The organism is Vibrio sp. SG41-7, assembly GCF_014164465.1.
Taxonomy (GTDB): Bacteria; Pseudomonadota; Gammaproteobacteria; order Enterobacterales; family Vibrionaceae; genus Vibrio; species Vibrio splendidus.
Genome location: NZ_JACJFF010000082.1, coordinates 1 through 21,926, shown reverse-complemented (window position 1 = coordinate 21,926; position 21,926 = coordinate 1). Strand labels below are relative to the sequence as shown.

Below are 21,926 nucleotides of genomic sequence, written 5' to 3'. Positions count from 1 at the left end.
ATTAGTGTACTAATCTATTGATGACAATTTGTTGGAGGGATGGCTGAGTGGTCGAAAGCACCGGTCTTGAAAACCGGCAACCGTTAATAGCGGTTCTAGGGTTCAAATCCCTATCCCTCCACCACCATTGAAAAGCCCGCTGAGAAATCAGCGGGCTTTTTTCATATTTGTCGTTTAGAAAAACAAAAAAGAGCACTAACGTGCTCTTTATCTGTGACTCCACACCGGCTTGTTATCACTTATAGATAACTAGTCTTGGAGGTATTTACCTTCAGCTACCTGCCAAAATGCTCTAATCAACGGATTTTCTAACTGCGATCGCTTACAGCACACTCCTAATTCAAATGGCTTGATTGGTTCAATTTTTAAGCGGTCGACTTTATCTCTCACAGGACTGTTGTTGATTACAACGTCTGGCGCAATACCAACACCACAACCAAGGGCAACCATACTGACGATCGCTTCATGACCAGATACCTGAGCGTAAATATTGGGTTTTATCTTCATCTTTTTGAACCATGCGTTCGCACGTTCTCGTGCAGTACCTGCTTCTGGGATGATAAAAGGTACTTCATTCCAGTTTGGTTTATCTGATTGCAGCTGCTGGCTAAAACTACTCACACCGGATGGGATGATGACTGACAGTGGTATATCGCTGATGGTTTCGAACTCTAATCTTGAGGGAAGAATGTCTGGCTTCGCTGAGATAGCAATATCTGCTTCATCATTTAAAATCTTGTCGATGGATTGAGCCGGATCGCCTGTAGAGAGCTTAAATTCAATGTACGGATGAATAGCTCTGAATTCGGTTATGAGCTCAGGTAGGTGGCTGTAACTAGCCGTTACCGAGCAAAATATGCGAATTTCACCTTTAAGTTCTTGCTCACCACCTTTCAGGTGAAGATTGTATTGCTGCCACTCTCCAACGATGCTTAATGCTACTGGCAATAGGTGCTTTCCTGCTGGAGTGAGATCAACACTGCGGTTATCTCTGATAAGCAATTCTTGCCCCGTTTCTTCTTCAAGCTTTTGTACCTGACGACTAAGTGCTGAAGGACTGACGTGCATAGCAGCAGCGGTTTTGCTGAAACTCTTGCTATCACATAAATGTATAAATAATTGTAGAGATTTTATGTTCATGTTTTGCGATCGTTTCCATGTTGCATTTATTGCAATAACTAATTGTGAATATATCACTTTCAGCAACGGAGTGTCTGTTTTAGTATGAAGTCATTCGATAGAGAGATATCGACCTTACGGACTTATTTTTAAAGGAGTGCCCTAGAATGGCTAACTATTTCAATACATTAAACCTTCGTGAACAACTAGACCAATTAGGTCGTTGCCGCTTTATGGATCGTGAAGAATTCACGACAGAAGCTGAATATCTTGAAGGTAAGAAAATCGTAATTGTTGGTTGTGGTGCTCAAGGCCTAAACCAAGGTCTGAACATGCGTGATTCTGGCCTAGACGTATCTTACGCTCTACGCCAAGCGGCAATTGATGAAAAGCGTCAATCATTCAAAAACGCTGATGAAAACGGCTTTGTTGTGGGTAGCTACGAAACGCTAATCCCTCAAGCAGATCTAGTTATCAACCTTACTCCAGACAAGCAACATACAAACGTTGTTGAAACAGTAATGCCTCTAATGAAGCAAGGCGCTGCTCTTGGTTACTCTCACGGCTTTAACGTTGTTGAAGAAGGCATGCAATTACGTTCTGACCTTACTGTTGTTATGGTTGCGCCTAAGTGTCCTGGTTCTGAAGTTCGCGAAGAGTACAAGCGTGGCTTCGGTGTTCCAACACTGATCGCTGTTCACCCAGAAAATGACCCTAAAGGCGAAGGCTGGGATATCGCTAAAGCTTGGGCTGCAGGTACTGGTGGTCACCGTGCAGGTTGCCTAGAGTCTTCATTCGTAGCTGAAGTTAAATCTGACCTTATGGGTGAGCAAACAATTCTATGTGGCATGCTACAAGCCGGCTCTATCGTATCTTACGAGAAGATGATTGCTGATGGCATCGAACCAGGCTACGCAGGTAAACTTCTACAATACGGTTGGGAAACGATCACTGAAGCACTTAAGTTCGGTGGCGTAACTCACATGATGGACCGTCTATCTAACCCAGCTAAAGTTAAAGCGTTTGAGCTTTCTGAAGAGCTTAAAGACCTAATGCGTCCGCTTTACAACAAGCACATGGATGACATCATCTCTGGTCACTTCTCTAGCACTATGATGGCTGACTGGGCGAATGATGACGTGAACCTACTAGGCTGGCGTGAAGAGACAGGTGAAACTGCATTCGAAAACTACCCAACTTCTGACGTAGAAATCTCAGAGCAAGAGTACTTCGATAACGGTATCCTAATGGTTGCGATGGTTCGTGCCGGTGTTGAGCTAGCATTCGAAGCTATGACTGCATCTGGTATCATCGATGAGTCTGCTTACTACGAATCTCTACATGAGCTTCCACTAATCGCAAACACAGTTGCTCGTAAGCGTCTTTACGAAATGAACGTTGTAATCTCAGATACTGCTGAGTACGGTAACTACCTATTCGCTAACGTAGCAACACCGTTACTACGTGAGAAGTTCATGCCTTCAGTAGCAACTGACGTAATCGGCCGCGGTCTAGGTGAAACATCTAACCAAGTTGATAACGCTAAGCTAATTGAAGTAAACGAAGCTATCCGTAACCACCCTGTAGAGTACATTGGTGAAGAGCTACGTAGCTACATGAGCGACATGAAGCGTATCGCTGTAGGCGGTTAATTAGTCGCTTAGATACTGATAAATTGCAGAAAAAGCGAAGCAGTATCACTAACTCCTTACAGGTTGGAGTTATAAATAAGCAACACAACATCTAATGAAAAGGCTTGGTCGCCGTTGACCAAGCCTTTTTGCTTTTAGTAACAAAGTCTTAAAAATCAATCAAATGAACATTGTTTGATCAGTCTTCGTCGACTTTCAGTTCTTGATTGATCTTCAGAAATACAAAAGGGTTGGTGCTTTCACACCAACCCTTTCAGTTTTCTTGCTTTACGCTTACTTGTCGGCAATCTTTGCTTCTAAGTCCGTTAGCTTTTGTTCCATTTCAGTCAGCTTTTGGCGAGTGCGCAGTAGTACTTGTGTTTGAACATCAAATTCTTCACGGCTTACAACGTCTAGCTTGTTCAGTTGGCCTTGGATAACCTGACGAACTTTTTGATCTACGTCTGAACCAAGCTCTTTTACTGGTTGAGGCATAGAATCGTGGATCTGCTTAGCAATCTGCTCTAGTTTTTTTGGATCAAACATATCAATTAAAACTCCTGAATATTTATCACTATTCTATTTAATCACACTTGATATGTCGCCTATGGCGTACAAAAAAAGGCCACCGAAGTAGCCTTTTTATTGTAATTACGACTTAGTGATTACTTATTATCAGCTAATTCTCTGTGCGCTGCTTTTGCTTCATCGACGCGAGCTAGCTTTTCTAGGTCTTTGTCTTCAACAAATACAGGTAGAGGTTTGTGTTTTTCAGCCAAGTAGCTGTAAATCACTGGCAGTACAAATAGTGTGAAGATAGTACCAATCGCTAGACCTGCAACGATTACGATACCAATACTGAAACGCTGAGCTGCACCCGCACCACTTGCGTACATCAGTGGGATTAGACCCGCGATCATCGCAGCCGTTGTCATCAGGATTGGACGAAGACGAACCTTCGCCGCTTCCATTACCGCTTCAATACGAGTCTTGTGATTGTGTAGCTGTTCTTCTTTCGCTACCTCACAGATCAAGATACCGTGCTTGGTAATCAAGCCGACCAAGGTGATCAAACCAACTTGAGAGTAGATGTTCATCGTCGCCGCACCCCAAGCTAGAGCTATTAGGGCACCACAAATCGCCAGTGGTACAGATACCATGATAACCAATGGATCTTTTAGAGATTCAAACTGAATCGCCAATACCAAGAAGATGATAGCCAACGCTAAACCAAAGGTTGCGTAAAGTGCGCTACCTTCTGTTACGTATTGGCGTGCTTCACCCATGTAGTCATGGTTATAGCCACTTGGAAGCTTATTGGCAGCTGTGTCTTCAAACCACGCAATTGCATCACCCATTGCAGCGCCTGGAGCCGGTACCGCACCAATCGTAGCCGAGTTCAATTGGTTGAAGTGAGGAAGAGAGCGAGGCTCAGCCACAACATCAATCGTGATTAAACTGCCTAGAGGAATTGCTTTACCATCTGCGCCACGAACATAGTAGTTGTTCATCGATTCAGGGTTTAGACGGAACTTACGTTCAACTTGAGGGATAACCTCGTAAGAACGACCATTCAAGTCGATACGGTTTACGTAACCATCAGACATCATAGTACCTAGAGTGATACCGATATCTTGCATCGTCACGCCGTAAGCCCCCGCTTTGTCTTTGTCGATATGGATCTTCATGGTTGCTGAGTCGTAATTCAAATCAAGATCTGAATAAACGAACAGCGGGTTTGTCGATACTTCGGCTAAGATCTCTGTCGTAATTTGGAATAGGCTCTCGAAGCTGTTCGGTGTTGTAATAACAAACTGAACAGGAAGGCCTGAACCTGCACCTGGAAGTTCTGGCATTTGGAAGGCTGTTACGGCCATACCAGGAACATCTTTCACCAAGTTACCAACACGGTTTGCTACTTCAGACTGGCTTGCTTCACGCTCACTCCATGGAACCATTGATGCGATACCAAAAGCTTGGTTTGCATTAGGAACACCTGTAAACACCTGCGCATACGCTACTTCTGGCTGATCAGACAGAAGGCTGTTTACGTCATTCATGGTGTTTTGCATGTAGTCCAAGTTCGCATTCGAAGGTGCTGTACCCATAAGCATTATTACACCTTTATCTTCTGAAGGTGCTAACTCACTAGGGATGAACTTGAATAACAGTGGCAAACTTGCAAATACGATGATAGCGAAGCCAATGAAGACTGGGCGATGCTGCATTACCGCGCCAAGCATACGCTCGTAGCGATTGGTCATGCCGTCTAGTACGCTATGTACTTTCTGCTCAAACTTGCTTGGCTCGGCGTGAGCTTTGAGCATTTTTGAACACATCATTGGCGATAACGTTAACGCCACAATACCCGATACAAAAACAGCACCAGCAAGGGTTAGTGCAAACTCTTTAAACAACGAGCCTGTGATACCACCCATCATTGCGATAGGAGCATATACTGCACCTAGCGTTAATGTCATTGCGATAACGGGTACTGCAATTTCACGAGTACCAATGATGGCAGCTCGGAAAGGAGACTCCCCTAATTTTATATGCCGGTCGACGTTTTCCAATACAACGATGGCATCATCAACTACTAAGCCGATAGCCAGTACCATTGCCAGTAGCGTCATTAGGTTCCAAGAGAAGCCCATCGCCTGCATTACCATAGCCACACCAATTAGAGATAGTGGGATAGTAACGATCGGGATAAGAACCGCACGGAATGAACCTAAGAACAAAGTAATTACGACCAGTACAATTAATGCCGCTTCAAGAATGGTTTTAATAACCTCTTGAATGGATTCATTAATCGCAATAGTCGAGTCATACATGATATTCATCGAGATGTTACTTGGAAGGTTCTTCTCTAATTGAGGTAGGAGCTCAAGGACATCAGCGGCAATGTTGATAGGGTTCGCACTTGGTGCCGCGTTAATTGCTGCAACAACCGCTTCCTTACCGTTTGCACTCGCTCGGTAAATATCGTGGCTTTTTTCTAAAGAAACCTTAGCGATGTCAGACAGGCGAATAATTTCACCCTCACCACTTTTAACGACTAAGTTCTCTAGCTCTTCAGTGTTTGATACTTGCGTATCGGCACTGCCGTTATAAAGAACGAATTCGCCAGTAGCTTGACCTGTCGCTGATTGGTAGTTGTTGGCATCCAGTACCGACATAACATCAGTAGCGGTGAGGTTAACAGCTGCCATTTTTGATGGATCTAGCCATACGCGCAGTGCGTATTTCATACCACCATATAGGTCGACTTTAGATACACCATTTACCGTAAATAGCTGCGGGTTGATTACACGCTCTAGATAATCGGTAATTTGGCTTGATACGAGCTCATCACTGGTAAAACCAATATAAAGTACCGCGGTCGTTGAACCGGTCGACATAGTTACGGTTGGATCTTCGGCTTCTTTTGGAAGCTGAGAACGCACCGAGTTTGTCTTGGCCAGTATGTCAGACAGTGCCGCATTCGGGTCGGTGTTCAACTTCATGTTTACGGTAATAGTAGAACTACCAAGTACAGAAGAAGAAGTCATATAGTCGATATTATCCGCTTGAGCCACAGCTTGTTCGAGGGGCTGGGTGATAAAGCCTTGGATAAGATCGGCACTTGCACCGTAGTAACTCGTGGTTACGGTTACGACGGTATTCGTCATTTCAGGGTATTCACGCACCTGCATTTTGAAGATTGCTTGTAAGCCAAGCAGAGCAATCAAAAAGCTGATGGATACCGCTAGAACTGGACGTTTAATAAAAACATCAGTAAAGCGCATTGTGCCTCCAGTTACAGCTTAGGTGTTTCAGATGGTGGAGTGATTGCATCACTTTCAACAACCTTAACTTTGGCACCGTTACTTAGACGTACTTGGCCAGAAGTTACAACCGTATCGCCGGCTTTAACGCCTTCAAGGATGTGTGCAATCTCAGCGGTACGCTCACCTACTTTTACAACATGTTGAGCAACACGTTGAACGCCGTCTTCTTCCGTCAGGATGTAAACATTGTCACCATATAGAGTGAAAGTAATCGCTGTTTGAGGCAACGTTACTTGGTTCTCTAGCTTAGGCAGAATGATGTTAGCACGCGCAAACATGCCGCTACGAAGCTTGCCATCATTGTTTGGAATGTCTGCTTGAACTTGAATAAGACCACTTTGGATACTTACTGCGGGTTCAATGGCACTGATAGAGCCTTCAAACGGTTTCTCTGGGTAAGCATCAACAAAGATGTCGATAGCCTGACCAACATTGATACGAGAGATATCTGTTTGAGATACCGTAAAGCGTAGGCGCATCACGCTGGTATCTTCTAAACGAACGATATCTGTACCTGATTGCAGGTATTGACCAAGGTACACGTTACGAATACCCACTTTGCCATCGAAAGGAGCACGAATTTCACGGCGTTCGATAGATGCTTTTAGGCTTTCAATATCAGCAGATAGAGAGTAGTAGTTTGCTTCTGCTTCATCGTATGCTTCTTTTGAAATAGAACCTTTCTTATACAGGCCTTGGTAGCGTTTGTATTTTGCTTTTGCCGCAGGCAGGCGAGCTTCAGAACTCTTTAGGTTTGCCTTTTCTACGCCAGAATCAAGACGAACAAGAAGCTGGTCATTTTTAACATCAGTACCAGAACCAAAAGAGATTTGGTCAATAACACCGCTGGTTTCATTCGCTAGCGTGACACCTTGGTTAGGTTCGATGAAGCCGATAGCTTCAATTACTGGAACCCAGTCGATCGGCTGAACTTCAGTAACCGTTACTGGAAACTCTGGTTCAGGGCGGTTGGCCATATACTCAGCAATTTTTTGTTGTTTGAACATGTTGAACCCAATAACGCTGCCGAAAAGAAGTACAGCGATGAGTAACATGAAGAAAGTCCACTTTTTCATTATGGTCAAAACTCCGATCTAGTGTTTAATTATTGCATCCCAACTGGCTTCTATTGCAGATTCTAGTTCTGCCTCGTCGAGTTGGTAAAATCCTAAAGAATGCTTTCGCGCTAGAGATACACTAGCCGCTAAGCTCAAGCCGCTTAATACTTCATTATCAAGTGGTTTAAACAGTCCTTGCTCTTTACCCTCATTAAATAGCAGCTCAACTTGGGCAAACATTTTACGTTCTAGTTCCCTGAAGTTTAGGCTATTTGTGATGGGCAGTGAGTCATATTGAACCCGATTTTTTATCGCGGCTAAGTTCGTTCCCGCTAAGTTCCATATGTTCAACCACATAGTACGGTAGCGTTGCTTAATTGGATCCGAATCATCAACCCCTTCTTGAACAGCATCTGCTACTCGTTGAGTCACGAGCACTCGAACATCATCTATCAAGTGGTCTTTATCGTCGAAGTAGCGGTAGATAGTGCCTGCAGCAACTCCCGCCTCTTTGGCTAATTTTTGCATTGAAAGGCCTTGAAAGCCGACCTCCGCAATGAGCTTTTCAGCGGCAGAAAGTATTTGTTGGCGTTTATCCTGAGGTGCATGAGTTGTCATTATTCCATCACCAGTGAATGAACGTTCATTCATTATAGCCCAAGAACCATACACATGTGCAACAAAGTTTTACACAAGTCGCGTAAAAATCTTGTATAAGAGAACGTAGCATTCGTGGTGTTGCAGCATTATTATAGGCGCGCAATTGAATTCGCCCCTCTAGACCAAATTGAGAATCAAATGAGACTGAACCCAAGACAAGATGAAGCCGTGAAGTATGTTTCTGGTCCCTGCTTAGTATTAGCGGGCGCTGGATCGGGTAAAACACGTGTTATCACCAACAAGATTGCTTACTTGGTTCAAGAGTGTGGCTACAAGGCTCGTAATATTGCAGCGGTAACCTTTACCAATAAAGCGGCACGCGAGATGAAAGAGCGTGTGGGTCAAACTCTGGGTAAAGGTGAATCTAAAGGTCTGATCGTTTCAACGTTCCATACCATGGGTTTAACTATCATTCGCCGAGAATACAAAGCGCTGGGTTTGAAAGCGGGCTTCTCGCTGTTTGATGACCAAGACCAGTTAGCTCTACTTAAAGAACTAACTGAAACACAGATCGATGGTGATAAGGATCTGCTGCGTTCTTTGATGAGTACCATCTCAAATTGGAAGAATGACATGCTGACGCCAGATCAAGCGAAAGCAAGGGCTCAAGGTGAACAAGAACAGTTGTTTGCATTCTGTTTTGAGATGTATCAGAAACAGATGAAAGCCTATAACGCACTCGATTTTGATGATCTGATTGCGATGCCAGTATTGCTACTGAAAACCAATCAAGAAGTGCGTGAACGCTGGCAGTCTCGTATTCGTTATTTGCTGGTCGATGAATATCAAGATACCAACACTAGCCAATATGAGTTGGTTCGTTTACTGGTGGGGGAACGTGGTCGTTTGACGGTCGTAGGTGATGATGACCAATCTATTTACTCATGGCGTGGCGCAAAACCACAAAACTTGGTTCTGCTAGGTGAGGATTACCCGAACCTACGTTTGATCAAACTAGAGCAAAACTACCGCTCGACCAGTCGAATTTTGCGAGCAGCGAATATCTTGATCGCCAACAATCCGCACGTCTATGAGAAGTCACTGTTCTCTGAGATCCCAGATGGTGAAAAGCTCAAGGTATTAAATGCTAAGAATGAAGAGCATGAAGCAGAGCGTATTACCGGTGAGATCATCGCCCACAAATTTTTGAATCGCACAGAATACAAAGATTATGCAGTGCTTTACCGCGGTAACCACCAATCTCGCTTGATTGAAAAAGCCTTGATGCAGAACCGCGTGCCTTACAAAATCTCAGGCGGTACATCCTTTTTCGCCAGAGCAGAAATTAAAGACATCATGGCTTACCTACGTGTGTTGGTGAATCCTGATGATGACAACGCCTTTTTGCGTATTGTAAACACACCACGTCGTGAGATCGGCCCAGTTACGCTTGAAAAATTAGGCAGCTACGCCAACATGCGCGGTAAAAGCCTGTTTGAAGCCAGCTTCGAAATGGGCTTAGAGCAAACGCTGACGGGCCGTGGTTTGGAAAACCTGCGTCGTTTCAGCGATTGGATTGTTCGTATCTCGGATAATGCAGAGCGTGGTAATACAGTTGAGGCGGTTCGCTCTTTGGTTCGTGACATTAATTACGAAGATTGGCTCTACGAAACCTCTCCAAGCCCTAAAGCCGCTGAAATGCGAATGAAGAACGTGTCTGATCTCTATAGTTGGATTGTGGCCGACCTCGAAGGTGATAATTATGATAAAGAAGAGAAGACGCTACGAGAGGTTGTTCAACGTTTAACTTTGCGCGACATGATGGAGCGTGGGGAAGATAATGACGATGCAGACCAAGTTCAACTAATGACATTACACGCTTCGAAAGGCCTAGAGTTTCCGTATGTATTCTTGATGGGGGCTGAAGAGGGCATCTTGCCACACCAAACCAGTGTTGATGAAGGTAATGTAGAAGAAGAGCGTCGTCTTATGTATGTAGGGATTACGCGAGCGCAGAAAGAGCTGACTTTTACTAAGTGTCGTGAACGTCGTCAGTATGGTGAATTGATTAAGCCAACACAAAGTCGCTTCCTTGACGAGTTGCCGCATGAGGATGTGGAGTGGGAAAGCGTTAAGAAACCACAATCCGCTGAAGAAAGAATGGAAAAAGGACAGGCACACATTGCTAATATTCGTGCGATGTTCAACAAAAAGTAGCGTTTGGTTCTGAAAGCATTAAATAGAGACAAATAAAAAGGTGACCATAGGGTCACCTTTTTTGAATTGGGTATTTTTAATTACAGATCGGTAAATTACAGACCAGCAATCATGTGCTCGATAGCATCTTTGATTTCGTCGTCTGAACAGTCCATACATGAACCTTTCGCTGGCATTGCATTAAAGCCGTTGATTGCGTGGTTAGCTAGGATATCGCGACCTTGAGCTATACGAGGCCCCCAATCACCAGCATCACCTGTTTTAGGTGCGCCACTTACGCCAGATGCGTGACAAGCAATACAAAAGGTACCGTAAACTGTTGCGCCATCACGAGGGCCTGTTGGTTCTGCGACTACTGGTTCGCTGCCGACTAGGTAAACTTGACCAACTGGTTTGATGCGTTCAGCAATTGCATCTTGCTCTGCTTCGCTAAGGCCTGAAGCCATTGCGCCAGTTGAAAAGGTTAAAACTGCGATGACAACGCTTAAAATTCGACGAGACATATCCATTAAACTCACTTTACATTCCCAAGGTAAGTACGTGCTTACCAATTTATAGTGTTGGAGGGTGTTTTGGCTTCACCAGCAAAGAGCAACTGTTAAACCAATGTAAATAATGGGTGATTATATCCCGATAAGTTGTTGCAATAAACAACAACTTATAAGCTGTGGCGGGTTGTAGTACTCAAATAAGGGGTTTATCACATATTAACTGTCGAAAAAGAGACCAAACAGAAAAAAAAGTTAAAAAAGTACTAGACGGCATTGGGTGATATACGTATTATTCCACTCCGCCGACAGGGCATGCGCCTGTAGCTCAGCTGGATAGAGCGTTGGCCTCCGGAGCCAAAGGCCGAAGGTTCGAATCCTTTCAGGCGCGCCATCCGGTCTCTTACTTCGGTAAGTGAGAAATTGGCAAAAAAGAAATAATGGTGGCTATAGCTCAGTTGGTAGAGCCCTGGATTGTGATTCCGGTGGTCGCGAGTTCGAATCTCGTTAGCCACCCCATTCTTTCTTTACAAGATATCGGTAGCTTCGGCTTCCAGTGTTGATTCATTATTCCCAAGAGTCGATACAAAATTAGTCGGTGAATAGCGCAGCTTGGTAGCGCATCTGGTTTGGGACCAGAGGGTCGGGGGTTCGAATCCCTCTTCACCGACCACTATTTCAATAATCGCTTTTAAGCGGTTATATAAAAAATTAGTGGTGGCTATAGCTCAGTTGGTAGAGCCCTGGATTGTGATTCCGGTGGTCGCGAGTTCGAATCTCGTTAGCCACCCCATTAATTTTGGTAGCTTCTTTGAAGTTCCCAGTTTGAGAAATCAAACGAAACGTCTCGGTGAATAGCGCAGCTTGGTAGCGCATCTGGTTTGGGACCAGAGGGTCGGGGGTTCGAATCCCTCTTCACCGACCACCTTAAGAAGCCTCGTCAGAAATGACGGGGCTTTTTTACGTCTGTAATTTAGATAATTTGGTGCCAAGAGGGCCGTGGGCTGGTGCGCCAGCTCGGTGGATCGCCAGTCCGCAGGGAGCCCTGCCGCGTCAAACCCCTCTTCACTGACCACCTTTAAGAAAGCTCATCAGAAATGATGAGCTTTTTTCATCTGTAGATCACTAGATTGGAACCCAAGTGGGGTTCGCCTGATGTTCAAAGAATGTCTCTTCACCGATCACTTAAGAAGCCTCAACTAGCCGTCCGCGTCAGAAGTGACGGGGCTTTTTTACATCTGGAATTTATTTAATTTGGGACCAGAGGGTCGTGGGTTTGTTGCCTGCAAGCTGATGGATCGCCAGTCCGCAGGGAGCCCTGCCACGCCTCTCTTAACCGACTATATTAAGAAGCCGAAGCCTCAGCCGAAAGATTGGGGCTTTTTACGTTTGGAGTTTAGGTGGTTTGGGGTCAGAGAGCTGCGACTTGAATCGCCAGTCCTGTGGATCGCCAGTTCGGTGATCCTTTAGGCCACAGGAAGCGCTTCCGTGCCGAATCTCTCTTTATTTACCACAATAGAGGCTTCAGTCGAAAGGTTGAGATTTTTGACATCTGTCGTTGAAGTTATTCTTGATTTTGAATACTGATACCTTAAATATTTCAATGTCTTGCTTGATGTGGCCTTCATAAAATCCATCCTTTGTATCAGGAGAACTCTTACCTTTTTTCTAGATTATCGCGCCTTTCTAGAGGCGTCAGCTTTATTAAATGAGCTGATCGATATCTAATTTTATATAAAATTCACCGCCAACCATTCGACAAATTAATAGGTTTGGTCTAAAGATTTCTATGAAAAGTGAAATTTGACGCTAAATATGTTCTCTAAGGCCTGTATTTGACAGTTTTCTTTACATCAAGTCGCTCAAAATCGTCTCCATTTTAGTCAGTCTTTCGTTTCACTGGTTGGTATTCGTTGAAATGATGTTAGGGGTAATATATATGGTTAATATGCTTCTATCTGGTTGTTTTGTTTGCTTAAATGACAAAAATTAGCGTTTGTTTCTATAGTGTTAATTGTTTTTTGGAATAATTATTTGTTTTTAGTGACTGGTAGTGAGATCTGCTTTTAACCATAGTTTTAACTCTACAAGTAAGTGGTAGTAAGGGGTTTGTGAGTATTTATTATCGACAATAGAATGTTGATTTTTATTACTATATGCTCTCTGGGTGAATAGTTATGTGGTGCTTTTGCTTGTTAAGCGTTTAATGTCGACTTTTTATCCTATTTTTGTTGCTTTTCTGTGAATTATTTGCCAAATTGTCAACCGTATAAAATATCAGAACAATATTCTGGTAAGAATGGATTCAATTTTGCAGACAGGGCAGAGAGCTGCCAAAGCAGTAGAGGTCTGGTAATGTCACTTTTAGAAGTAAAAAATCTTCGTATCGAATACCCATCTCGTCATGGAGTTCACGCAGCAGTTAAATCGCTTTCGTTCAACATTGAACGTGGTGAGATTGTTGGCGTTGTAGGGGAGTCTGGTGCCGGTAAATCAACAGTAGGCAATGCTGTGATCGATCTACTGAGCCCTCCTGGTCGCATTGCTAGCGGCGAGGTATTTTTGGATGGCGAAAAAGTCTCTGGCCTATCTCCTGAACAGATGCGTTCTGTTCGCGGCTCAAAGATTGGTTTTATCTTCCAAGACCCAATGACTTCTCTTAACCCTCTATTCACAGTAGAGCAGCAGTTAAAAGAAACGATTCATGCCAACATGAAGGTTTCGGACCAAGAAGCTTACCAACGTTCATTAGACTTGATGAACCAAGTTGGTATTCCGCAACCAGAAAACCGTTTAAAGCAGTACCCACACCAATTCTCTGGCGGTATGCGTCAGCGTGTTGTTATCGCGATCGCATTGGCCGGTGAACCTGACCTGATCATCGCCGATGAACCAACAACCGCTCTAGACGTATCTATCCAAGACCAAATCTTAGGCCTGATTCGCGATCTATGTATTAAGAAGAACGTAGGTTGTATGTTGGTAACCCACGACATGGGTGTCGTATCTAACGTTACCGATCGCGTAGCGGTTATGTATCGTGGTGATTTAGTTGAGTTTGGCCCGACGGCGAAAGTCCTTGGTACTCCTGAACACCCTTACACGCACAGTCTTATCTCAGCGGTTCCGCGTTCAGATCGTAAACTCGATCGTTTCCCTCTTGTGAGCTACATCGAAGAAGCGCACGAGATGGAACCACTTGATGTGAAAAACCACTGGTTAGGTCAAAGCCAAGATCACCGTGATTACACTGGCCCGTTGTTGAATGTTGAAAACGTCAACTTACGCTTTACCACCAAGGATTCTTTCTTTGAGAGTCGCCGTGAGTACGTTCAGGCGTCAAACAATGTGAGCTTTGAAGTACACGAAGGTGAAACTTTTGGTCTTGTGGGTGAGTCTGGTTCGGGTAAGTCAACGATTGCTCGTGTGATTGCTGGCTTGTACGCACCTAACTCAGGCAAAGTGACCTTTGAAGGTATTGACCTTACTGGGCTTAAGTCTGAGAAAGAGCGTCGCCCAATGCGTCGCCAAATGCAGATGGTGTTCCAAAACCCATACACATCAATGAACCCTCGAATGAAGATCTTCGACATCATTGCTGAACCTATCCGATTCCATAAGCTTACGCGCAACGAGAATGAAACTCGTCAGATCGTTCACGACCTGCTAGAGCACGTTGGTTTAGGCAAGATGGCTGGAGTTAAATACCCACACGAATTCTCAGGTGGCCAACGTCAGCGTATTTCTATCGCTCGCGCCTTGGCAACTCGCCCACGTCTTCTGATTTGTGATGAACCTACGTCGGCGTTGGATGTGTCGGTACAGGCTCAGATTCTTAATCTATTAAAAGACTTACAAGACGAGCTCAACCTAACCATGCTGTTCATCAGTCACGATTTACCGGTTATTCGTCAAATGTGTGATCGTGTTGGTGTGATGCAAATGGGAGAACTATTGGAAGTAGCGCCAACCGAGCAGCTGTTCCAATCGCCTCAGCATGAATACAGCAAGCACCTAATTTCTTTAATGCCTGAATTTACGGGTTTAAGAGAAGAAAAAGCAGTGGCAAAAGCCGCGATATAAAAATCAGCAGGCTGGAGTTTGGCTTGCTAAAAACAATAAACAGACGCAAATACAACAACTAGGGATCTGGATTCCCGCATGAAGGAGTTATGCAATGAAAACCATGAAAAGCAAATTAGCAGTAGCTTTAATGGCAGCTGGCCTAAGCTTTAGTGCAGCAGCAGCAGATATTACCGTTGGCTACGCAGCTGACCCAGTATCACTTGACCCGCACGAGCAGCTGTCTGGTGGCACACTGCAAATGTCTCACATGGTGTTTGACCCTCTAGTACGTTTCACTCAAGAGATGGATTTTGAAGGCCGCCTAGCATCTAGCTGGGAGCGTGTTGATGATACGACTTTCCGTTTTAATCTACGTAAAGGTGTGAAATTCCACTCTGGTAACGAACTGACTGCTGATGATGTTGTGTGGACTTTTGAACGTCTACAAGCTTCTCCAGACTTTAAGTCTATCTTCACGCCATACGAAAAAATGGTAAAAGTGGATGACTACACAGTTGAGCTAATATCAAAAGCGGCTTACCCACTAGTACTACAAACAGCAACTTACATCTTCCCAATGGACAGCAAGTTCTACTCTGGTCAAACAGCGGAAGGTAATGATAAATCTGAGCTAGTTAAGCACGGTAACTCGTTCGCTTCGACTAACGTTTCAGGTACTGGCCCATTCATCGTAACTCAACGTGAGCAAGGCGTTAAAGTAACGTTCGAGCGTTTCAACGATTACTGGGACACAGAAACTGAAGGCAACGTAGACAAGCTAACTCTTGTGCCAATCAAAGAAGATGCAACGCGTGTAGCAGCACTTCTTTCTGGTGATGTGGATATGATTCACCCTGTAGCACCAAACGATCACAAGCGTGTTAAAAACGCTAAGAACATCGATCTAGTAACGCTACCTGGTACTCGTATCATTACGTTCCAAATGAACCAAAACAGCAACGAAGCACTGAAAGATGTGCGCGTTCGTCAAGCAATCGTTCATGCGATTAACAATGAAGGTATTGTTAAGAAAATCATGAAAGGTTTCGCGACAGCTGCTGGTCAGCAAAGCCCAACAGGCTACGCGGGTCACAACGAAGATCTAGTTCCTCGTTACGATCTGAAAAAAGCGAAAGAGCTGATGAAAGAAGCGGGCTACGAAGATGGCTTTACACTAACTATGGCAGCGCCTAACAACCGTTACGTGAACGATGCAAAAGTAGCGCAAGCGTCTGCGGCAATGCTGTCTAAGATTGGTATCAAAGTTGATCTTAAGACGATGCCTAAAGCACAGTACTGGCCTGAGTTTGACCTATGTTCAGCAGACATGATGATGATCGGCTGGCACTCAGATACAGAAGATTCAGCTAACTTCAACGAGTTCCTAACAATGACTCGTAACGAAGAGACTGGCCGTGGTCAATACAACTGTTCTGGTTACTCAAACCCAGAAATGGATGCGATTGTAGAAGCTTCTAACACTGAAACTGACCCTGTTAAGCGTTCTAAGATGCTGAAAGGCGTTGAAGCAACACTTTACAACGATGCAGTATTCGTACCTCTACACTGGCAAAGTGAAGCGTGGGGCGCGAAATCTAACGTAGGTGCAGCAGACGTAGTAAACCCAATGGTTATGCCTTACTTCGGCGACCTAGTTGTAAAATAATCTAGCTTGCTAGAATCGAGAGCCTGAAGCTTTCAGGCTCTCAATATTATTAAGATATAGATTTAAGTTTCGGTATTTGGTCTTCCTTCAGTCTGGCTAAATACCTTTTTTAAGACTGAATTTTTTGTTGTCTAGTCGCGGATTTCGATTAGACAGTCATGGATAGATAAGGGGCAAGGAATGGTTACGTTTCTGGTCAAGCGCCTGTTTCAGGCACTGATAGTGATGTTTGTGATCAGTTTGGTGGCGTTTGCCATTCAGGATAACCTGGGCGACCCGTTGCGTGAGTTAGTCGGTCAATCTGTTTCAGAATCGGAGCGTCAAGCGCTGCGTGATGAACTCGGCTTAAATGATCCCTTCATTACAAAATACACTCGCTTTGTGGGCGCAGCTCTACAAGGTGATCTTGGTACTTCATATTTCTTTAAACGCCCAGCTGTGGACGTAATCTTAGATAAACTCGTAGCAACGCTTGAACTTGTGTTTGGCGCTTCTCTGATCATTGTTTGTCTGTCGATTCCACTTGGCGTTTATTCTGCAATACACCCAAAAAGCTTCTTCACTAAACTGGTGATGGCGGGCAGTAGTATCGGCATTTCTGTGCCTGTTTTCTTAACCGCAATCATGTTGATGTATGTATTCTCTATTGAGTTAGGTTGGCTGCCGTCGTTTGGACGTGGTGAGACCGCAAACTGGTTTGGTTGGGAGTCTGGCTTCTTAACGATAGATGGCCTTGCGCACTTAGTGCTGCCGAGTATTGCTTTAGCATCTATTATGCTGCCTCTGTTCATTCGTCTAGTGCGCTCTGAAATGCTAGAGGTTCTTAGCTCTGAGTACATCAAGTTTGGTAAAGCAAAAGGCTTAGCCCTGAACAAGATCTACTACCAACACGCTTTGAAGAACACAATGCTACCTGTACTAACGGTAGGTGGTGTTCAAATCGGTACTATGGTGGCTTACACCATTCTTACTGAAACAGTGTTCCAGTGGCCGGGTACCGGCTTCCTATTCCTTGAAGCGATTAACCGAGTGGATACACCACTGATTACCGCATACGTTATCTTCGTAGGTCTGATCTTCGTAGTAACGAACACCATTGTTGACTTGCTATACGGCATCATTAACCCAACAGTGAACATCACAGGGAAAGGAGCATAATCATGGAACAAACAACAACAGCTCCATCTCGTTGGGAGCGATTCAAGCAGTCAGACATTCTGTACTACTTCTTACGCGACAAAGTGGCAATGGTCAGCTTTGCCATCTTTGCAGCCTTCTTAGTGATGGCACTAGCGGCACCGATTTTAGCGCCAACAGACCCGTATGACGTGACGTCTATCGACATCATGGATTCAGAGCTGCCACCATCTTGGATGGAAGACGGCGAAGAACGTTTCTTACTGGGTACTGATGAGCAAGGTCGTGACATCCTATCGACCATGCTTTACGGCTCTCGTCTTTCATTGACGATTGGTTTCTTAGCGGTTGGCCTTCAGCTGACTCTAGGTATCATCATTGGCCTGTCTGCGGGTTACTTCGGTGGTCGTATCGATAGCTTCCTGATGCGTTTTGCCGATGTTCAACTTTCGTTCTCAACCATGATGGTAGCGATCATTGTCTCGGCTATCTTTAAGGCAAGTTTCGGTAGTGACTTCTACGCGCAATATGCGGTTGTTATGCTGGTGGTGATCATCGGTATTGCCGAATGGCCGCAGTATGCTCGTACGATTCGTGCATCGGTATTGGCAGAGAAGAAGAAAGAGTACGTAGAAGCGGCGCGTGTGATGGGCTTCAGAGCACCTCGCATCATGTTCCGTCATATTCTGCCTAACTGCTTGTCACCGATTTTGGTTATTTCTACAGTACAGGTGGCAAATGCCATCATGTCAGAGGCGGCACTTTCTTTCCTAGGTTTAGGTCTTCCGGTAGACCAACCGTCACTCGGTGCCCTGATCAGTACTGGTTTTAACTACATTTTCTCAGGAGCATGGTGGATCACAGCATTCCCAGGTGTACTTTTGGTAACATTGGTTCTAGTTATTAACCTATTAGGCGACTGGTTACGCGACGTGTTTAACCCGAAAATTTATAAAGGGTGATAGCTCGGTTTGATTTTTAGTAAAAAAAGTCACTAAACTAAGAGCCGTAAGCAATTACGGCTCTTTTTTTGCTTAATGGATCTTGAACTTAGTATCATTGACACTGTCAATAATACTTAAAATGGAATTCATGTTTTATCGACGTAGATTCGGTAATAATTAGCCCGCGAGGGTTTAAGTGGTGGTTATGAAATTGACAATGAATGCTGTATGTCGTGCTGTGATGAGAAATTATCGTATGGGGCTTATCGCTGCATCCCTTTTGGTATCGAGCCAAGTGAGTGCAGAATCGGTTCTATGTGATGCCACTCAGGCAAGCACCAATCAATTGCCACAGCTAGAGCAGTCATGTCCGATTGGTAAAGGTGTTTGGGGCAGTAAGGCACCTAAACGTCATTCAGATAACGAACTGTTCTGGGTTCAATGTGGCCTGCTGAACAAGCCTTTGTCGCTGAGCCGTGCAAAACCTCTTTATGAAAAGATCTCGACTAATGTTTGGATGAAGCCTGAAGGAAGTGACTACCGTTGCTTAATCGGCCCTTATTCAACCTTCTCTGATGCGAGAAAAGACCTAGCTCAAGTACGTAAGGTTCCTGGTTACGGTGAAGCCTTTATTCGTATGGTCGATAAGTCTAAAACCTCATCACAACCTATCGTTGCAAAAGCAGCAGCACCTAAAGCCATCGAATCCAAAGCGGTTAAGCCTAAAGCCCCAGCAAAGCCAAAACCAGTCGCAGCTAAGCAAGCGGCTGCGGTAACGAGCGCTGCCGCTATTCAGACGTTACCAAGCGGTAATGCGAGTTCAGATAACGATCTGGAAATCGAAATCCGCGTGACAGCAGATGTTGCGGGTAGCCAATATGCGATTCCTTACCTTCTTGACCATCAACAGCAGTTCTACATGGAGCAAGGTAAGCCTTGGAGCCGCCTAGATTACGATAGCGCTGAATTGGTGTGTAATCAGGTCAACATGAAGCTGATGAGTGAAAAGCAATGGCAGAGCATCTTGAGCTCAAAGGTTATGGAAAAACAGAACTGGCCAATGCATCTACCGTACTGGGGCGAAGATAAGAAAGGTCTGTTTACCAACGGTAACGTAAACCAATTGAAAGGCTCTTCACTGCTCAATGTGATGTGTGTTAAGTAGCGTTAATAGCATTTGGGTTACCGTAGGCCAAAAGGTCCAGATAAAAGAAACCCCAGCAAAGGCTGGGGTTTTTGTTTTTAGTTCGTCGAACTTAGTCTTGGATTAGTGGAAGTTTATCGATCACTTTTTCCATTGACTCCTGGTCATACGAGTACAAGCCAAACTCGGGAGCTGATACATAGTTCCACTGTGGCTCTTCGCTCCATTTTACCCCAATGTAGAAATCACCAAACTCACGTTGGATGTAGCGGTAGCGAGTCTTGTAATCAGAATCAGAACCTGTTTCTTCTAGTACAATTCCTTCACGGCCAAAGCTATCAAGCACGTAGCTCAGGTTTCCTGGAGTTTCGAAGCCTGTAGGTTTGATTGACTTGTAGTCGTATGAGTTTTCAGCATATACAAATTGACCAGCAGCATACGTTAGCGGGTAGCCATCAAGCTCAGGGTCGAATTCTTCTCCTGCCTCAACCGTAAGGTCGAAATCAGTGAAACCAGAGATGATTTTTTCAGAAGCTGGCGACGTTTGTGCAAATGTAGAAGAAGTTGAATCGAGCCAGAATAGTTCGTCTTGATTTACTTTCAAGATGATCTGGTACTCACCTTCTGCCGGTTTATGTTGATAAAGCATCTCATAGATACTGCCTTCTTTATCAATTATTTTCCCGTCATTGATTGTCACATCCATACAATCTTTGTCTTGATGCGACATGTAATCGTCGTGCTTATCTAGCTCAGCTAACTTGGTAAAAGGAGCGTAGCTGTTACCCCATTGATCAAGTGCGTCGCTCATATTACCGGAATAACGTTCATCGCTATTTGAACCCCAGCAGAACATTAATCCGTGTGTGTCTTTAGCAAGTGATGCGTAGCCAATTTCACCGTCATTGTCGGCAAAACTACCCATCTTCCACTCTTGGTTATCGAAGTGTGCTTGAGTGAAGCCTAATTCTGGTTGTGGTGGTTCTACAGGAGTACCTTCTAATATTTCAGGTAAAGTAAATGTCACATAAGTTGGTGCGCGATCGTTATCAACACCACCGACATTGAAGGTTTGTCCTGCTGAGTAAGATTTACTCGGTGTTCCCGAAATGGTAACGATTGAACTTGTGTCTTCCGTTGGGGTAATAGTTAATCCATCAACAGTTAGAGCTCCAGAACGATATTTAACGATGTCACCATCGGTATCGTTAAATAAGCCTGATAAATCGATAGTTTGGTTAAAGATTTCACCTTCTTGAAGCTGCCAGCCATTAATTATACTTTGTAGCCTTGTTTGTTCTTCTTCGACGACTTCTGGGGCTAGGTTCTCAGCTAATTTAATGACTTTAAGATTCAGCGGGTATGACAGTGCGCCATGCTCATCTTTTGCGAAGATCTGGTAATTAAAAGTGCCTGCTGTAGTAAGGTCACCTGTCATAGTGCCATCAGTACTACTAATTGTTAGTCCGTTGAGGTCGTTTGCTAGCTCTTTAAGCTCGAACGTTAATGCATCGTCTTCTGCATCTTGGAAGTAAGTAGAAGCATCCAGTTCTACCCATACATCTGAAGGCTCAAGAGTGATGTTCTCTAAAACACCATTTTCAGTGTCAACTGGACGAGAGTTAGGATCTACCGTGATTGGATTACCAACAGTAGGAATATTAACGATTGGAGAGAAGTCATCAATCTCTAGTGGAGAGTCTTCAATAATTGTTTGAGCTTCATCTGCAACAGCGTTGGTTAATTCGAGCTGCTTTTCTACAGGCAAATCAGAGTGATCGACAAGTGTTTCACCAATAGCATTCAAAGCTTTTGCTTCTTCAGTACTATCAGTAATGTAGTCACCAAAAATGAGGTCTTTAGATGCTTCCAAACCAGAGTCAGTTACCGAAGTTACCACTTTAGCTTCTGCATCTTCTTGAGTTAGAGTCTCATCACCAGCTAATTGCTCAACAACCATGTTTGTCATTGGGTTGATTACTGTAGAGCCTGCTGTTGTAGCGAGTTCGAAGTCTTTTGTAACTAGG

Annotated in this window: 14 protein-coding genes and 6 tRNA genes; 13 read left to right on the top strand and 7 right to left on the bottom strand. The window is 44.4% G+C overall.

What is annotated here, in order from left to right; all coding sequences use genetic code 11:
• Positions 1-33: 33 nt before the first annotated feature.
• A tRNA-Ser gene (locus H5300_RS18705) sits at positions 34-124 on the top strand.
• Between the two features lie 125 nt (positions 125-249).
• Here H5300_RS18705 and ilvY read toward each other — a convergent pair.
• Positions 250-1,140 carry an HTH-type transcriptional activator IlvY gene (ilvY, locus tag H5300_RS18700; protein ID WP_054548024.1) on the bottom strand — a complete coding sequence of 297 codons (891 nt, stop codon included), beginning with the start codon at positions 1,138-1,140 and terminating at the stop codon, positions 250-252.
• 146 nt (positions 1,141-1,286) lie between these two features.
• Here ilvY and ilvC point away from each other — a divergent pair, with 146 nt between their 5' ends.
• Positions 1,287-2,771 carry a ketol-acid reductoisomerase gene (gene ilvC / locus H5300_RS18695; RefSeq protein ID WP_102440830.1) on the top strand — a complete coding sequence of 495 codons (1,485 nt, stop codon included), beginning with the start codon at positions 1,287-1,289 and terminating at the stop codon, positions 2,769-2,771.
• A 273-nt stretch (positions 2,772-3,044) separates the two neighbouring features.
• Here ilvC and H5300_RS18690 read toward each other — a convergent pair whose 3' ends face one another.
• From H5300_RS18690 to H5300_RS18675, 4 genes are all read right to left on the bottom strand, one after another.
• Complete coding sequence (locus H5300_RS18690; RefSeq protein ID WP_004735787.1) at positions 3,045-3,296, bottom strand: ubiquinone biosynthesis accessory factor UbiK; 252 nt, start codon at positions 3,294-3,296, stop codon at positions 3,045-3,047.
• Positions 3,297-3,415: 119 nt separating this feature from the next.
• Entirely contained in the window at positions 3,416-6,538 is a 3,123-nt protein-coding gene (locus H5300_RS18685; RefSeq protein ID WP_004735788.1) for a multidrug efflux RND transporter permease subunit, read from the bottom strand.
• 11 nt (positions 6,539-6,549) lie between these two features.
• A complete protein-coding gene (locus H5300_RS18680; RefSeq protein WP_004735789.1) occupies positions 6,550-7,656 on the bottom strand; it encodes an efflux RND transporter periplasmic adaptor subunit in 1,107 nt (368 codons plus the stop codon).
• A gap of 18 nt (positions 7,657-7,674) precedes the next feature.
• A complete protein-coding gene (locus H5300_RS18675) occupies positions 7,675-8,256 on the bottom strand; it encodes a TetR/AcrR family transcriptional regulator (protein ID WP_198137852.1) in 582 nt (193 codons plus the stop codon).
• A 180-nt stretch (positions 8,257-8,436) separates the two neighbouring features.
• Here H5300_RS18675 and rep point away from each other — a divergent pair, with 180 nt between their 5' ends.
• On the top strand, positions 8,437-10,455 hold the full coding sequence (gene rep, locus H5300_RS18670) for a DNA helicase Rep (protein ID WP_017077816.1): 2,019 nt from the start codon (positions 8,437-8,439) through the stop codon (positions 10,453-10,455).
• Between the two features lie 95 nt (positions 10,456-10,550).
• On the opposite strand, the gene H5300_RS18665 is transcribed toward rep, so the two are convergent.
• On the bottom strand, positions 10,551-10,964 hold the full coding sequence (locus tag H5300_RS18665; RefSeq protein WP_004735792.1) for a cytochrome c5 family protein: 414 nt from the start codon (positions 10,962-10,964) through the stop codon (positions 10,551-10,553).
• Between the two features lie 296 nt (positions 10,965-11,260).
• On the opposite strand from H5300_RS18665, the gene H5300_RS18660 reads away from it, so the two are divergent.
• From H5300_RS18660 to H5300_RS18615, 10 genes are all read left to right on the top strand, one after another.
• A tRNA-Arg gene (locus H5300_RS18660) sits at positions 11,261-11,337 on the top strand.
• A gap of 49 nt (positions 11,338-11,386) precedes the next feature.
• A tRNA-His gene (locus H5300_RS18655) sits at positions 11,387-11,462 on the top strand.
• Positions 11,463-11,539: 77 nt separating this feature from the next.
• Positions 11,540-11,616, top strand: a tRNA-Pro gene (locus tag H5300_RS18650).
• 44 nt (positions 11,617-11,660) lie between these two features.
• Positions 11,661-11,736 (top strand) — tRNA-His (locus H5300_RS18645).
• 55 nt (positions 11,737-11,791) lie between these two features.
• Positions 11,792-11,868: transfer RNA gene (locus H5300_RS18640), tRNA-Pro, on the top strand.
• A gap of 1,430 nt (positions 11,869-13,298) precedes the next feature.
• On the top strand, positions 13,299-15,026 hold the full coding sequence (locus H5300_RS18635) for an ABC transporter ATP-binding protein (protein WP_004735537.1): 1,728 nt from the start codon (positions 13,299-13,301) through the stop codon (positions 15,024-15,026).
• Positions 15,027-15,120: 94 nt separating this feature from the next.
• On the top strand, positions 15,121-16,674 hold the full coding sequence (locus H5300_RS18630) for an ABC transporter substrate-binding protein (protein ID WP_004735538.1): 1,554 nt from the start codon (positions 15,121-15,123) through the stop codon (positions 16,672-16,674).
• A 180-nt stretch (positions 16,675-16,854) separates the two neighbouring features.
• The gene (locus H5300_RS18625; RefSeq protein WP_008218600.1) at positions 16,855-17,832 is read left to right on the top strand and encodes an ABC transporter permease; all 978 of its coding nucleotides are present in this window, start codon (positions 16,855-16,857) and stop codon (positions 17,830-17,832) included.
• A 2-nt stretch (positions 17,833-17,834) separates the two neighbouring features.
• Entirely contained in the window at positions 17,835-18,773 is a 939-nt protein-coding gene (locus tag H5300_RS18620; RefSeq protein WP_017060135.1) for an ABC transporter permease, read from the top strand.
• 187 nt (positions 18,774-18,960) lie between these two features.
• The gene (locus H5300_RS18615; protein WP_182796591.1) at positions 18,961-19,920 is read left to right on the top strand and encodes an SPOR domain-containing protein; all 960 of its coding nucleotides are present in this window, start codon (positions 18,961-18,963) and stop codon (positions 19,918-19,920) included.
• 91 nt (positions 19,921-20,011) lie between these two features.
• Here H5300_RS18615 and H5300_RS18610 read toward each other — a convergent pair.
• The coding region (locus H5300_RS18610) for an acid phosphatase (protein ID WP_182796590.1) at positions 20,012-21,926 on the bottom strand (1,915 nt) is incomplete at its 5' end.